This window comes from Prevotella pallens (assembly GCF_900454935.1).
GTDB lineage: Bacteria > Bacteroidota > Bacteroidia > Bacteroidales > Bacteroidaceae > Prevotella > Prevotella pallens.
The window spans coordinates 1,242,861-1,257,666 of sequence record NZ_UGTP01000001.1; the positions used below are offsets into that span (position 1 = coordinate 1,242,861).

At 33.2% G+C, this 14,806-nt stretch carries 10 protein-coding genes; 4 read left to right on the forward strand and 6 right to left on the reverse strand.

The genetic code is table 11. The annotated features are described in order from the left end of the window. Nucleotides 1–491: 491 nt before the first annotated feature. The 5 genes from DX009_RS05325 to DX009_RS05345 all read right to left on the reverse strand — a co-directional run bounded on the left by DX009_RS05325 (nucleotide 492) and on the right by DX009_RS05345 (nucleotide 8,415). On the reverse strand, nucleotides 492–2,231 hold the full coding sequence (locus DX009_RS05325; RefSeq protein WP_115083265.1) for a DEAD/DEAH box helicase: 1,740 nt from the start codon (nucleotides 2,229–2,231) through the stop codon (nucleotides 492–494). A gap of 55 nt (nucleotides 2,232–2,286) precedes the next feature. Next, nucleotides 2,287–3,417: an LptF/LptG family permease gene (locus DX009_RS05330; protein WP_314957895.1), complete on the reverse strand. Its 1,131-nt coding sequence runs from the start codon at nucleotides 3,415–3,417 to the stop codon at nucleotides 2,287–2,289. A 105-nt stretch (nucleotides 3,418–3,522) separates the two neighbouring features. Then, on the reverse strand, nucleotides 3,523–4,650 hold the full coding sequence (gene tgt / locus DX009_RS05335; protein WP_115083267.1) for a tRNA guanosine(34) transglycosylase Tgt: 1,128 nt from the start codon (nucleotides 4,648–4,650) through the stop codon (nucleotides 3,523–3,525). After that, nucleotides 4,647–7,115: an endopeptidase La gene (gene lon, locus DX009_RS05340; RefSeq protein ID WP_115083268.1), complete on the reverse strand. Its 2,469-nt coding sequence runs from the start codon at nucleotides 7,113–7,115 to the stop codon at nucleotides 4,647–4,649. Before lon ends, tgt begins: the two co-directional genes overlap by 4 nt. Before the next feature lie 634 nt (nucleotides 7,116–7,749). After that, on the reverse strand, nucleotides 7,750–8,415 hold the full coding sequence (locus tag DX009_RS05345) for a hypothetical protein (protein ID WP_006044890.1): 666 nt from the start codon (nucleotides 8,413–8,415) through the stop codon (nucleotides 7,750–7,752). A gap of 171 nt (nucleotides 8,416–8,586) precedes the next feature. Between DX009_RS05345 and uvrA the strand changes: the two genes are divergently transcribed. The 4 genes from uvrA to DX009_RS05365 all read left to right on the forward strand — a co-directional run bounded on the left by uvrA (nucleotide 8,587) and on the right by DX009_RS05365 (nucleotide 13,367). Continuing rightward, a complete protein-coding gene (gene uvrA / locus DX009_RS05350) occupies nucleotides 8,587–11,442 on the forward strand; it encodes an excinuclease ABC subunit UvrA (protein ID WP_115083269.1) in 2,856 nt (951 codons plus the stop codon). A 13-nt stretch (nucleotides 11,443–11,455) separates the two neighbouring features. Further along, nucleotides 11,456–12,199, forward strand: coding sequence for a hypothetical protein (locus DX009_RS05355; RefSeq protein ID WP_115083270.1), 744 nt, complete (start codon nucleotides 11,456–11,458; stop codon nucleotides 12,197–12,199). Between the two features lie 151 nt (nucleotides 12,200–12,350). Continuing rightward, nucleotides 12,351–12,692 carry a hypothetical protein gene (locus tag DX009_RS05360; RefSeq protein WP_115083271.1) on the forward strand — a complete coding sequence of 114 codons (342 nt, stop codon included), beginning with the start codon at nucleotides 12,351–12,353 and terminating at the stop codon, nucleotides 12,690–12,692. Between the two features lie 78 nt (nucleotides 12,693–12,770). Next, nucleotides 12,771–13,367, forward strand: coding sequence for an imm11 family protein (locus DX009_RS05365; protein ID WP_245944590.1), 597 nt, complete (start codon nucleotides 12,771–12,773; stop codon nucleotides 13,365–13,367). 319 nt (nucleotides 13,368–13,686) lie between these two features. Here DX009_RS05365 and DX009_RS05370 read toward each other — a convergent pair whose 3' ends face one another. Then, nucleotides 13,687–14,790: a glycosyltransferase family protein gene (locus tag DX009_RS05370; RefSeq protein WP_115083272.1), complete on the reverse strand. Its 1,104-nt coding sequence runs from the start codon at nucleotides 14,788–14,790 to the stop codon at nucleotides 13,687–13,689. Nucleotides 14,791–14,806: the final 16 nt, after the last annotated feature.

The window sequence follows — 14,806 nt, forward strand, 5'->3', positions numbered from 1 at the left end:
TGCTGTTTGGTCATTATCTACTAGCGTTCGTTTATCGATATCTCAGTTATCATTCTTTACTCTGCTTTTGAGTGGAATGAAGTTTCAAAGCATGCTTTCTACTCTTAAGCCACCTTTGAGTATTGTTAATATTTAGACTATTAATAATGATAGGTATCTTACGAAAAACACCAACTATAAAATAACCATACGTTGGAGTTTTTGTATATAACGTTTTTGATATGTTCGTGTTTTGTTTTTTCGTATAGACCTTTTTTTATTTTCACCTTTGTAAACAAAATAATTATGTCTTTTTGAAGTACGTGATAAATATGTAGAGAAGTAGAATCCTCATCTACATACTCTCAACGAGTCTCACATCCAGCCACTTATTTATTAAGATGAGAAAGTTTTCACTAGGATATTAAATATACGTAACCTCCTCTTATTATTATTTTAGTTTAAGTAAATGGAGGTTACGTTATTAAATATTGATCATCACATATATGAATTTACTTTTTTCCAAATTTACTTAACCATTTTAATGGTTTCTTTATCAGTGATTTAAATTTATTTTCCGACTTTTCTTTCTTTGTCATATCGTCTTTTATCTCATATTTGGTACTTCGCTGCAGTTTATTTATTTCTTTAGAACGTCGTTCTTTCTTTGTTTTCGTTTTTTGTTTTCGTTTAATATTTGACTCAACAGTCGTATTTTCATATCTCTGTTTCTTTTCCTCTTTTTTATCTTTAGCAGATTTTGAAGTAGAATTATTATTCTTTTCTTTATTTCCAACCTTATTGTTCTCTATAGAATTTCCATTCTGTACTTTATTCTGTTGTTTATTATCTACAACATTTGAGGAAGGCTTTCTATTGTTGCGATTATTTTTACTTGTATTTTCTGCATTTTGTTTTCTCTTATCGTCTGTATGAACGGTAAGATTTTGAGATTTCTTTTCAGTAATTTCGTTTCTTGTTGATTGTTTTTGGTTACCTCTCTTATTATTACGAATTTTCTTATCTTTGTGACTTTGTTGATCGCGTGCTTTTTTCCGTCTCGTTTTAGCACTTGTATTTTTTCTAGATTTATTGATGCTTTTATATTCAGGACCTTTTCCTATATCTTCTGGTAATGAAACTTTTTCAATTTCTTTCTCTAAGAAATTTTCTATTTGTTGAAAGTTATAGATATCATCATCACTCACAAGTGTTATTGCAATTCCATCTCTGTCAGCTCTTGCCGTACGTCCTATTCGGTGTACATAATCTTCTACATCGTGTGGTACATCATAATTAATAACCATTGTAATATCATCGATATCAATTCCTCTTGATAAAATATCTGTAGCTACAAGAACATCAATTTGTCCACTTTTAAATTTAAACATCATCTCATCGCGTTGAGCCTGATCAAGGTCAGAATGCATCTGCCCACAATTTATCTTTTTCTGATTAAGCGATGAAGCTATTTGTTTTACTTTTTGTTTTGAACCAGAAAAGATTATGACTCGTTGAGGATTGTGTGATTTGAATATGTCTTTTACAATCTCCATCTTTTGTGTTTCATAACAAACATAAGCTATTTGGTGTATTTTATCTGCAGGTTTGCTAACAGCGAGTTTAATTATTGCTGGATTTTTTAGTAATGTCCCAGCAAGATCTTCAATTTTTTTAGGCATCGTCGCCGAAAACATAATAGTTTGACAAGTTTTGGGTAGTTTTTTCTGAATAGTTAATATGTCATCTGAAAATCCCATATCTAACATTCTATCAGCCTCGTCAAGAATGAAAAAGCTAACTTTAGAGAGGTCAACATTGCCTAAAGAAATATGAGAAATAAAGCGTCCAGGGGTGGCAATAACAACATCGGCACCTAAAGAAAGACTCTTTAATTCTTGATCGTAACGGTTTCCATCGTTACCTCCATATACAGCTACACATGAAATACCATTCAAATAGTATGAGAAACCTTGAAAGGCTTGGTCTATTTGTTGCGCTAATTCACGAGTTGGAGACATAATCAGGCAATTTATTGCATCTTCTGGATAACCTCCATCTGCAAGTTTCGAAAGGATAGGAAGCAAGTAGGCAGCTGTTTTACCTGTTCCTGTTTGTGCTACACCTAATATGTCTTTACCTTTTAAAATTTCTGGTATACATTTTTCTTGAATAGGTGTACATTGCTCGAAATGCATATCGTAAAGTGCATCGAGTATATCGTCATTTAAATCTAAGCTTTCAAAAATCATAGAAATTTTATTTAATTCTTCCCACTACGGATTTTTTTGTTTATTTTTTTCTTCATTAATTAGGTGCTTGTCGATAACAGAAATATGCTATCGCAGCGAAAATTATATTTGGAATCCAAGCAGCCAATATTGGTGGGGTATTTGCATTAATGGCAAAAGTAGAAGAAACAGTTTGCAATAAAATATAACTTACGCTCAATACAAGTCCAATGCCAAGATACAATCCCATTCCACCTTTTCGTTTACGTGAAGATAACGATAAGCCAATAATAGTTAAGACAAATGATGAAAAAGACATTGCTATACGTTTATGGTATTCAACTTCGTATTGTACAACATTCTTAGAACCTCTGCTCGTTTGTTTCGAAATATAATTACGAAGTTCTGCCGACGTGAATGTTTCTTGTTGGCCTTTTGAGAAAACTAAATCAGTTGGTTCCATCATTATAACAGTATCTTTTTCTGCTCCTGTTGTAATATGTTCTCGTAACCCCCTTAATTTTCTGCTTTTCCAGTCTGATATTTTCCAATGATATTTCGAATCTGCTATTGTATCATACTGAATTTCGCTAGCTGTTAAGTGATCAACAAGTTTGTTACCATCAAATTTGTCGAGTGAGAACCCATAACCACGCTTATATTTATCATCGTAGTTCTGAATATAAGCCACAGTATTTTTCGCAACCTTTAGCTGTACATTTTCTGCAGCAGTATTTTTTTTAGAATTAAGATAGAGTGATCTAAAATTTAAACGTATTACAGTACCATGCGGAATAACAGAACTATTTAAATAATAAGTTAGTCCTGCTATTAATATACACGAAATCATATACGGGCGTAGCAACCGATTAAACGACACACCAGAAGCAAGCATAGAAATTATTTCAGAATTACCAGCTAGTTTTGATGTAAAGAATATTACGGCTATGAAAACAAATAAAGGAGAAAACAGATTAGAATAGTATGGAACGAAGTTTGCATAATAATCGAATATAATAGCATGCCATGGAGCTTTATACTCGGTAAGTTTCGATAAGTTTTCGTTAAAGTCGAATATTATAGCGATAGAAATTATGAGAATTATAGAAAATACATAAGTTCCTATAAATTTTTTAATGATGTACCAATCTAATAAACCAACAAGATGTTTTGGGTGAAGAGCTGGTAAATGTTTTTTTAACCACATAAAAGCATTTATTAAAACTCTTATAAGTTTAAGATGTTTCAATGCTGCCAGCTTATTGATAACAATATTTATTATCCTGTTGAATAGATTTTTCATCTAATATAGTTATAAACGTCGTCCTAACTTGTCCATAATAGAAGACTTCCATTGTGTAAAGTCTCCTTTTTCTATATGTGTCCTTGCATCAGTAACTAATCGAAGGTAAAAAGCAATATTATGAATACTTGCTATTTGCATAGCGAGTAATTCGCCTGCTTTAAATAAATGATGTAAATAAGCTTTTGAGGTTATAATATCTATATCACACCCATTGCTATCTACTGGCGAAAAATCGTTCTCCCATTTTTTATTTCGCATATTCATAGTCCCTTCGTATGTGAAAAGCATTGCATTGCGACCATTTCTTGTAGGCATAACACAATCGAACATATCTACTCCACGTTCAATTCCTTCAAGAATATTTTGAGGAGTACCAACTCCCATTAGATAACGAGGTTTATCTTTTGGTAAAATCTCATTAACAACCTCTATCATTTCGTACATAACTTCTGTAGGTTCTCCTACTGCAAGTCCTCCAATAGCATTACCATCTGCTCCTTTATCGGCTACGAATTTTGCAGCTTCTGTTCTTAAATCCTTGTAAGTGCACCCTTGTACAATAGGAAAAAGACTTTGTTTATAACCATATAAAGGTTCCGTTTCGTTAAAACGTTTAATACAACGATCTAACCACCGTTGTGTTAATCCTAAACTTTGCTTCGAATATGCATAATCGCTATTTCCAGGAGGACATTCATCGAAAGCCATAATGATATCTGCACCTATAATTCGTTGTGTGTCCATTACATTTTCAGGTGTAAATATATGTTTAGAGCCATCAATATGACTTCTAAACTGGCAACCTTCTTCTGAGAGTTTACGAATGCTTGTTAATGAAAAAACTTGAAAGCCACCTGAATCTGTTAATATTGGGCGGTTCCAACCATTGAATTTATGTAATCCACCTGCTGCTTTTAGAATTTCTAAACCTGGACGTAAATACAAATGATACGTATTACCAAGTATAATTTGTGCTTTAACTTGTTCTATTAGTTCTGAAAAATGAACTCCTTTAACAGTACCAGCAGTACCAACGGGCATAAATATAGGTGTTTTTATTTGCCCGTGATCAGTGGTAATTAAACCAACTCTTGCTTCACTTGCTCTATCAGTACATTGAAGTTCAAACGTCATTCCGCGTTATTTTTATTGTTTTCTTCTTTAATTGTAAAGTCAATCGGATTTGCCACCATCTCGTTTGTAAGAGCAAAATTCCATACTTCTTGTACATTTTCTACATAATGGAACTCAACACCAATGCGATATTTCTCTGGTATTTCCTCTACATCTTTACGATTCTCTTTGCACATAATGATATCAGTAATCCCCGCTCTTTTTGCTGCAAGAATCTTTTCTTTAATACCACCAACAGGAAGTACTTTCCCTCGAAGTGTTATTTCGCCAGTCATTGCAGTATTTTTTCTAACTTTGCGCTGAGTAATTGCTGATGCAATACTTGTGGCTATAGTTATACCTGCAGATGGACCATCTTTAGGAGTAGCTCCTTCTGGAACGTGAATATGAATATTCCATTGTTCAAAAATACGATAATCTACGCCAAGTGTTTCTATATGAGCCTTAACATATTCTAAGGCGATAATAGCAGATTCTTTCATAACGTCTCCAAGATTTCCCGTAAGCGTTAATTTTCCTGCTTTTCCTTTCGATAGAGATGTTTCTATAAATAAAATCTCTCCGCCAACGCTAGTCCATGCTAACCCCGTAACAACTCCAGCATAATCGTTTCCTTGATAAATATCGCGATAAAAAGGAGGTTTACCTAACAAATCCTCTAAATCTTCAGGTTTAATTTTCTCAATAGGCAAAGCATTGTCTCTTTCTTGTTTTAATGCTAATTTACGAAATGCTTTATCTATTTGCTTTTCTAGTTGGCGCACACCACTTTCACGCGTATAATTTTCAATCAATTTTTCTAAAGCGAGATTGGTAAATTTTAAGCCTTTATTATGTTGGATTAAACCAGTGTCTTTGACTTCTTTTGGAACTAAATGACGTTTAGCTATTTCTATTTTCTCTTCAGTAATATAGCCTGAAACTTCAATTACCTCCATACGGTCTAATAATGGCTTAGGAATACTGTTTATATCGTTTGCAGTTGCTATAAATAATACACGAGAAAGATCATAATCTACATCGAGGTAGTTATCATGAAATGCATTATTCTGTTCTGGATCAAGAACTTCTAACAAAGCAGATGCAGGATCGCCATTTATAGTATTTTGTGTTACTTTATCGATTTCGTCAAGAATAAAGACCGGATTAGATGAACCTGCCTTTTGTATATTTTTTATAATACGTCCAGGCATAGCTCCGATATATGTACGACGATGACCACGAATTTCTGATTCATCGTGTAGTCCACCAAGAGACATACGAACATATTTACGTTTCATAGATTCGGCTATACTTTTACCAAGACTTGTTTTTCCAACACCTGGTGGACCATATAAACATAGAATAGGAGATTTTAAGTTCTTTGTAAGTTTTAGCACTGCCATATATTCTAGAATACGTTCTTTCACTTTTTCCATTCCGTAGTGATCTCTATCTAGAACTTTTTGTGCACGCCCAAGTGCTAAATCGTCCTTAGTAAATTCGTTCCAGGGAAGATTTACCATTGTTTGTAAATAATTTACCTGAACACTATAGTCGGGACTTTGAGGGTTAAGCGTGCTTAATTTATCAAGTTCTTTATTAAAGACTTTCGCAACATCTTCCGACCATTTTTTATTTGCTGCCTTTTCTATAAGTTCTTTTTTCTCAGGTGTACTATCACCATCGCCCAATTCTTCCTGAATATTCTTAATTTGTTGATGTAAGAAGTATTCGCGTTGTTGTTCGTCTAAATCTTCACGTGTTTTAGAACGTATATTCTGTCGTAAATGTTGAAATTGAATTTCTCTATTCATTATCTTCATTAGTCGGAATAAACGGTCTTTTATAGACTCTTCTTTTAATAGGTGTATCTTCTCTGATACACTGAAGGGCATATTGGCACAAATATAATTAACAGAAACGATAGGATTAGAGATATTATCGAGTGCAAATTGCGAATCATCGGGTATATCATCACTTCCCTGAATATATTCTTTTGCAGTAAGTTTCATATCATTTACTGCAGTAATAAACTCTTTATCGTTCTTATCTACTTTTTCTTCTGGTAGAGAATGGGTTTTACCTTTTGTATATGGCTTCTCTTTTGTAATTTCGTCTAATTGACAACGACCCAATCCTTGAATGATTGCTGTTCTGTTTTCACCATCTACAGTTCCTGGCATATCAAAAACTCGCACAAGTTTTGCATATATACCTGTGTGATACAAATCTTTTTCTTGAGGTTCGTCTATATTTCCATCTTTTTGACTGAAAACAGCAAAAACTGTATTAGGGTGTTTCTCTAAATATTTTATTAATGTTAATGTAGCCTTACGACCTACTAACACAGGCATTAGAATACCAGGGAACATAACAAGGTTGCGTGTTATGAGAACTGGAATATCTCCTTCAATATTCGTATTAAAGTCAGGTAATTCTCCCTCGTAATCAGCAAACATTTGTATTGAATTATTTTGTTTCATTGGAAATTCATTAAATCATTTAGGGTGCAAAATTACTAAATAAAAATAAGATAGACAATATTTCTTATACCTTTAATCTTAATTATAAGTATCTGATAAAACTTTTCTTTCCAATTTATAGAGGTAAATGTGTCTAAAATATATTCTGAGTTTATAGATAAAAATCTTGTTTCTGTCATATTCGATTCTAACTTTTTTACTTGTTGTATATTATCAAAAATTTGTAATATAAAATTTAGGATTTATAATTATATTTTTTAATTTTATAATTATGATTTATCTACGTTTTAATTAAAAGTAGATGTAGTGGCTTTTTTATTATCGAGGTTGAGAATATTTAGCAAGTATTTCTCTATTTTTGCTGTGCTAAATAAAACAAGCTGTGGGCTTTGTATGTAAGTAATACAAGTAGATTATAATTCTAATATAAACCATTATCATTTTAAGATCATGGCTAACTTGTATATAGAGAGCCTTTATTCATTAGCTGGTTGCGAGAATATTCGTACAAAACAGTCTTGAGAAAGCGAAAGATGAGAGAGACCTTTTATGTTTAATAAGAAAAAAGGACATTTAGAGATTTCTTAATCTTCCAAATGTCCATTACATTTATATTGTTTTTTATCGGTATTTATTATTTTTCCACACCATCAGTTGTTAAGAGTATTTTTTTTCCATCATATTCGGCTTCAAAGTATGGAGGCTCTTCTCTGAGCGAAATACTGTCGTATTTGAATGGAGTAACCAATGTATCTTTTCCATCTGGCAGAACCAAACCTAATTTTCCATTTAATTGTGCTATAACAGGCATAGTTCGTAAATCATCAACATATACATAGCACGTTCTAACAAATTCATATTTAGTACTTAATATTGTATTTCCTCGATAATCTACAATGCCAAATTTACCATCTTTTTCTACAACTTGATGATACTGAATGTAGGTTTCTTTTAATAATTCCAGATAGTTAGCCATTTTACGTTTATCGTTTACTAAGGTAAGCAGATATTCGAAGGTATCAGAATAATTAGCTATCGAACGAACTAATACCATTTTCATATCAAGTCCTTTCAGTGCCTTGCGGTTTAAGTCTAAATAAAGTGCGATAGCTTTTTCTCTTTCTTCTAACGAAAGGTCTTCTAACGATTTTTCAAAACGTAACATCTGTTCTTTAGAACCGCACATTCCTTTTATATAACGGTGTATTTGTCTGCCCATTTCCTTGCAAGCGAAATGTCTAATCTGACGTTCTTCAACAGGATCGGCAAAATTGTGTATAATGTTATTTTTATTTCCCATAACTATTTCTCCTATGTTTTTTAAAGATATTACGTTAATTCTAAATTATGATTATAGAATAAGATTGTAGTAACCTTTTTTATAATGAACATGGTGCAAATATACGATATTCTGAATAGGATACCAAAAGTTTTTTGTATTTTTGTGCATTGAAAAGATATAGACTTACCAATGCAAATGGAGAAAAAGAGTAAACAGGAAGATAATTATATAGAAATAAAAGGTGCTAAAGTAAACAACTTAGCCAATATAAATGTAAAGATACCCCGTGAGAAATTTATAATTATAGCAGGAGTGTCGGGCTCTGGTAAGTCATCGTTAGCATTCGATACACTTTATGCAGAGGGACAACGCAGATATGTTGAAAGTTTATCGGCATACGCTCGTCAGTTTTTAGGCAGAATGTCGAAACCTGAAGTAGATTTTATAAAGGGACTCCCACCAGCTATTGCAATCGAGCAAAAAGTTATAGCACGAAATCCACGTTCAACTGTTGGAACTTCAACAGAAATATACGAATACCTACGATTACTTTATGCACGAATAGGACGAACTTTTAGCCCTAAAACAGGAGAAGAAGTAAAACGACATACGGTAGAAGATGTCATAGAAAAAGTTAAAAGTTTTTCTGTTGGTACGAAATTTTGTATTCTTGCTCCATTAAATGTTCAAGAGGGTAGGAGTATAAGAACCCAACTTGAAATGGAAGTTCAGGAAGGTTATGCACGTATTTATGTTGCTGGTGATATTGTGCGTATTGAAGATTGGTTGGAATCAAACGATGAAAAGAATGAAGAGAATGCTGGTAATATTTATCTTGTTATCGATCGCTTAACTTTCACCGATAATAAAGAAACAATATCACGTCTTACCGATTCTTGTGAAACAGCTTTTTTTGAAGGCGATGGAATGTTGCAACTGTTACTATTACCATCTAAAGTTACTTACGACTTCTCTACACGTTTCGAAGCAGATGGCATTAAGTTTGAAGAACCTAACGACAATATGTTTTCTTTCAACTCTCCATTAGGAGCTTGCCCTACCTGCGAAGGTTTTGGACACATTATTGGGATTGATGAGCGTTTGGTTATTCCAAATAGTTCGCTTTCTGTTTACGATGGTTGTGTACAATGTTGGCACGGTGAAAAAATGAAAGTGTGGCACGATGAGTTTTGTCGTAGAGCTGCAAAAGACAACTTTCCAATATTCAAGCCTTATTTTGAATTATCGCAAACAGAAAAGAAACAACTATGGCATGGACTTCCAAGTGAAGCAGATAATCCACTTTCAGACAAAATTTGTATTGATTCTTTCTTTCAAATGGTAAAAGATAATCAATACAAAATTCAATATCGCGTACTTTTAAGCAGATATAGAGGTCGAACTATTTGTCCCGATTGCTATGGACGACGATTAAAGAAAGAAGCAACATGGGTTAAGATAAACGGAAAAGCTATCACCGATTTAGTAGATATGCCTATTATCAACCTAAAAGAATGGTTCGATAATATACGACTAACAGAACAAGAAAAAGATATTAGTAGACGATTGTTGTTAGAAATAACTAACCGTATTCAGTTTCTTGTAGAAGTAGGATTGGGTTATCTTACACTTAACCGTCAATCTAATACACTTAGTGGAGGCGAAAGTCAGCGTATTAATCTTACAACATCGTTAAGTTCTTCATTAGTAGGCTCACTATATATATTAGATGAACCAAGTATAGGACTACATAGTCGCGATACTGAACGACTTATTAATGTCTTAGAAGAATTAAAAGCCATTGGAAATACTGTAATTGTAGTAGAACACGATGAGGAGATAATCCGTTCTGCTGATTATCTTATTGATGTAGGACCTGATGCTGGACGTTTGGGTGGACATATTGTATATAATGGTATTGTGCCAGAAATTAATGATGCTAATAAAGCTAATTTATTAGAAACTTATCCCAATTCGTATACAATAAAATATCTTACAGGTGCAGAAACTATAGAAGTACCACTGAGCCGTCGCCCATGGAATTTATCCATAGAAATAAAAGGTTGTCGAATAAACAATTTAAAAGGGTTAGATGTAAAGATACCACTCAATGTTCTCACTGTAGTAACTGGAGTTAGTGGAAGCGGTAAATCATCGCTTATAAAAGGAACTTTATATCCTGCATTGAAAAGACGTCTTGACGAAGTAGCAGATTTACCAGGAGAATATTCTTCGCTAACAGGTGATTTAGATAAAATAGCTCACGTAGAATTTATAGACCAAAACCCAATAGGGAAAAGTACACGTTCTAATCCTGCAACATACGTTAAGGCATACGATGAAATTAGAAAGCTATTTGCCGACCAACAACTTTCAAAACAAATGGGCTATACACCACAGTTCTTTTCTTTTAATGCTGACGGAGGAAGATGTGAAGAATGTAAAGGCGCAGGAGTTATTACAATAGAAATGCAATTTATGGCAGATTTAGTTTTAGAATGTGAAGAATGTCATGGTAAGCGTTTTAAACGAGAAATTCTTGATGTTACCTTTGCTGGAAAGAATATTAATGATATTCTAGATATGACGGTTTCAGAAGCTATACAGTTCTTCACAATTAATAAACAAAAAACTATTGTAGCTCGATTACAACCTTTGGAAGATGTGGGATTAGGTTATATAAAGCTTGGACAAAGTTCATCGACACTATCTGGTGGCGAAAATCAACGTGTAAAACTTGCATACTTTATTGGAAAAGAACGACAAGAACCATCGCTGTTTATTTTTGATGAACCAACAACAGGACTGCATTTCCACGATATAAAGCGCTTATTGCAGGCTTTTGATGCGCTTATTTCAAAGGGACATTCAGTGTTAGTCATAGAACATAACCTTGATGTAATTAAGTGTGCCGACTATATTTTAGATATTGGTCCAGATGGTGGAGATAATGGTGGTAAATTAGTTGCGTGTGGTACTCCTGAAGAGATAGCTCGCAATAAAAATAGCTTGACAGGAAAATATCTTATAACAAAGTTGAAATAAAAGACTAAAGAATATGAAATATAAATTCTTAATATTTTTATTAATACTTGCTAGCAACTGCTTTGCAACTAACTCTCAGCTTAACTTTGTTAGAATGAATGAGAAATTGGCATTGGACACATTAGACGAATATGGTTATGATATTGAGGCTGATACTGTTGCAAATTATTTAAACAAGCCCATTCAGCATCTAATGAAATTCCAGAATGATACAATACAACTAAGCATCTCTATTCCAAAAAACTTTGCTGGATATTATAAATGGAATGGTTTTACAATATCAAAATTCTATATAAAAAGTGCAGAAGCTACTTTCAAAGGATTACACGCTGCTATACTTTCCCCTGTTACAATGACAGCGAACAGAGAGGACATTGCTGATTCTATCTATACCGATCGTCTACTTATTATTGAATATAAAAATAAAAGATGGGTGTACGCTAATATTATTCGCAATACTGAAGAAGATGCTCAGCCCGAACATGAAGACTTATCAGTTGGAAAAGAGGGTTTGATATTAAGTTACGAGGCAGGACAAGGTTATAAGTGTAGTTATAATATGCTTATTGCAATGTTTTTGGGACAACCTTGTTTAATGAATTTATTAGTTGAGGAACATAATTCTACTGCACAATATCAAGCTACTCACCAATATAATTTTACGCCAGGCGAAACAGAATCTTACTCACTTTATAAATATCGACGTAACTTTCCTATGTTGCTTCGTAATGGAAACTATGATGCCTTTATAGAGTAACACTATACTTCAATCCATTATTTCTTTCTTAAACTTTAGACTGACAATGTACAATAGAGACAGCCCCATTTATAATAATATAAAGAATTTTAGCTGTTACAATGGATAAGAAAGGATAGGTTCTAAATCATATAAGAAATGAAAATAAGTTATGTTTACAGGTATTGATTACGTTCTATATACACAGAAAAAGCAAGAAGTGTTTATCCAAGACGTGAAGAATTCTTTCTCATTATGGAGTAATCCTCATTATGTTATTGACGATGAAGACGAAACAACGGATATATATGTTGCTAAAAATAAATATATGTTCGATCTTATGGACGAAAAAGGATTTTATACCAATAAGGATTCTGGCGAAGGTCCATTTTTACTTATATTTAATAGTAACTATTCTTCAGATAGTAATAGCATAACTTTGGTTCTTCCTAAGGATATTGAAACATCAAAATTTGCAAGAAAGGTATTTGAATGGCTTAAAACTATTTTGTAGATAAATGCTAACTAGTTTTTTTAAAAAGTTCTTTGATAGAAGACTATTCAGTGAAGAATAAATAGATAAAATAAAATTATGAATGGATATATTTTAACAACTACAGCGAACACGAATGGGTGGGTGGTTTACGAAAATGATATTTCTATAGATTACAAAGAATTTTTCAAAGGGGAACTTCTACCAAGCGAAGAATTACCGTTGTTCTATAACATTCCCAAAAGGTCAAACTTAAAGAAAATAAAGTCTGCCGTGTTATTGGAATCGGCAGGTCCTGAATTAGTATGTAAACGATTAAAAGATGTGTTAGAATCGCTAACGGGAGACATTCAGTTTTTTGATGTAGACTTATTTTGTGGCGATGAAAAGGTTGAGGGTTTTTACGCTATGAATTTACCATGCCGAATGAAATGTGTTGATTTAGAAAACAGCGAATTCCGCCTAATGAATTTCGACAGAAATAATCCAGATTATATGTTCTATTATATGAAACTTAGAAAGAACATCTTTAACGACAACAATGCTTACGTCGTGCGTTGTGAAGAAATGCACAGAAGTATTGTTGTTAGTGAGAACGTTAAAATTACATTGTTTGAAACTGGATTAAAGGGGCTACAATTCAGCGATAGTGTAGACATAACACCACAAGAAAGATCAATATATGAAAGAATATGAAATGATGAAATCAAACTTTATAAAGTTTAAAACTCTTAGAATTACAAATAATTAAACAACGAACTACCTTTACTCTATAACACTTTCAAAAGTTTTAACTAAAAGTATTTAGTTCTCATCTGAATGACATACTACCATAACGGTTGTTTTTGTTTATGATATCTAAATTGCTACTAACAGATATCTGAGACGATTATTACAGATGTCTAAAAAAAGACAACAGTATATGAGAACTTTTATAAACATCAGATACCTTCTATTCAATTAGTGAATAAACAGTAAGTGCTACTTATAAATTCCCGACTTATTTATACTACTTTTATTTCTCTAGAATAGACCTATAGAAAGCTTCGTATTGCTTTGCTATTTTTATGTAATCGTGATGTTTCCGGATATAATCGATACTTTCTTGTTGTAACTGTGGTATACGTTCGGGGTGGAGTGTCAATAATTTTATTTGTTCGTAACAGCTTTCATAATTAGGCTGGACGTTTATGATGGGGTGGAGTAGTGTTTCGTTTAATATTTCGTAGTTTTCGGGCTCGCCTCCTCCAATGCATATAATACCTCTACTCATAGCTTCCAATGGATTCATTGATGGAGTGTAGCTATAAAGTTGATCGAGTATAGCGTCAGAACCTTCCATTAGTTTTACGTATTCATTGAATGGAATTCCTTCGGCAATGCGTAATTCCAATAGTTCTGGATAGTCTGCCTTAACGGCTTTTGCCGCACGGAGCATAATATCTGTACCTTTATATTCAGAGCGATTCTTGCTTATTCCTATAAAAAGTTTAAGAGGTCCATCTAGTCGTTCTGCTTTTGCATTCTTCCCTTCGGTAATGATAGGGAAGGGAATAAAGACTGTTTTCTTGGGAAAAAATTGCTGATAGCAAACTTTGTATTCGTACAATCCTGCCACAATGCCATCACAATCGTTTGCTATAGTTTTGTTCAGCTTTTCTTTATCGGTATTTATCCAATCGTGTTGTTCTATAATGGCATCTTTGTTAGTTCGTAGTGTCTTGCCAATGTTAAAGTCGCTATATCGCAAAGGCATAGTTGTACTATTAACGTACACCCAATAGTAGTCCATACCAAAAGCTCCCATTATAATCTTTTTGTTATGACGACGCAAGTAGTTGTATATAGGTTGAATACGTTTTGCTTTTAGGTCGATAAAGACAGGGTTGATTATTTGCACAATATCGTAGCCACGCAACTTGTGTAGATTAGCGAGTAGATGAAGTAGAAGCCGAAGTCCAGCAAATCGTCCAGACGGGCGGACAAAGTTAATATCACGAGGATATGCCTTCCAATAATCACCATTTGAAGCAACAACAACTTTATGTCCTAAGCGTTCTAAACCAGCTTTTAAAGAGTTGTGCACGTTGCTGTACTCGCCAATCAATAATATCTTCATTTGTGTTATAGTATTT

Bases quoted from the DNA above. Each gene is read 5' to 3' on its own strand.
- DX009_RS05325 (WP_115083265.1), bottom strand. From the start codon at position 2,231: ATGATTTTTGAAAGCTTAGATTTAAATGACGATATACTCGATGCACTT.
- DX009_RS05365 (WP_245944590.1), top strand. From the start codon at position 12,771: ATGAATGGATATATTTTAACAACTACAGCGAACACGAATGGGTGGGTG.
- lon (WP_115083268.1), bottom strand. From the start codon at position 7,115: ATGAAACAAAATAATTCAATACAAATGTTTGCTGATTACGAGGGAGAA.
- tgt (WP_115083267.1), bottom strand. From the start codon at position 4,650: ATGACGTTTGAACTTCAATGTACTGATAGAGCAAGTGAAGCAAGAGTT.
- DX009_RS05370 (WP_115083272.1), bottom strand. From the start codon at position 14,790: ATGAAGATATTATTGATTGGCGAGTACAGCAACGTGCACAACTCTTTA.
- DX009_RS05330 (WP_314957895.1), bottom strand. From the start codon at position 3,417: ATGTGGTTAAAAAAACATTTACCAGCTCTTCACCCAAAACATCTTGTT.
- uvrA (WP_115083269.1), top strand. From the start codon at position 8,587: ATGCAAATGGAGAAAAAGAGTAAACAGGAAGATAATTATATAGAAATA.
- DX009_RS05345 (WP_006044890.1), bottom strand. From the start codon at position 8,415: ATGGGAAATAAAAATAACATTATACACAATTTTGCCGATCCTGTTGAA.
- DX009_RS05360 (WP_115083271.1), top strand. From the start codon at position 12,351: ATGTTTACAGGTATTGATTACGTTCTATATACACAGAAAAAGCAAGAA.
- DX009_RS05355 (WP_115083270.1), top strand. From the start codon at position 11,456: ATGAAATATAAATTCTTAATATTTTTATTAATACTTGCTAGCAACTGC.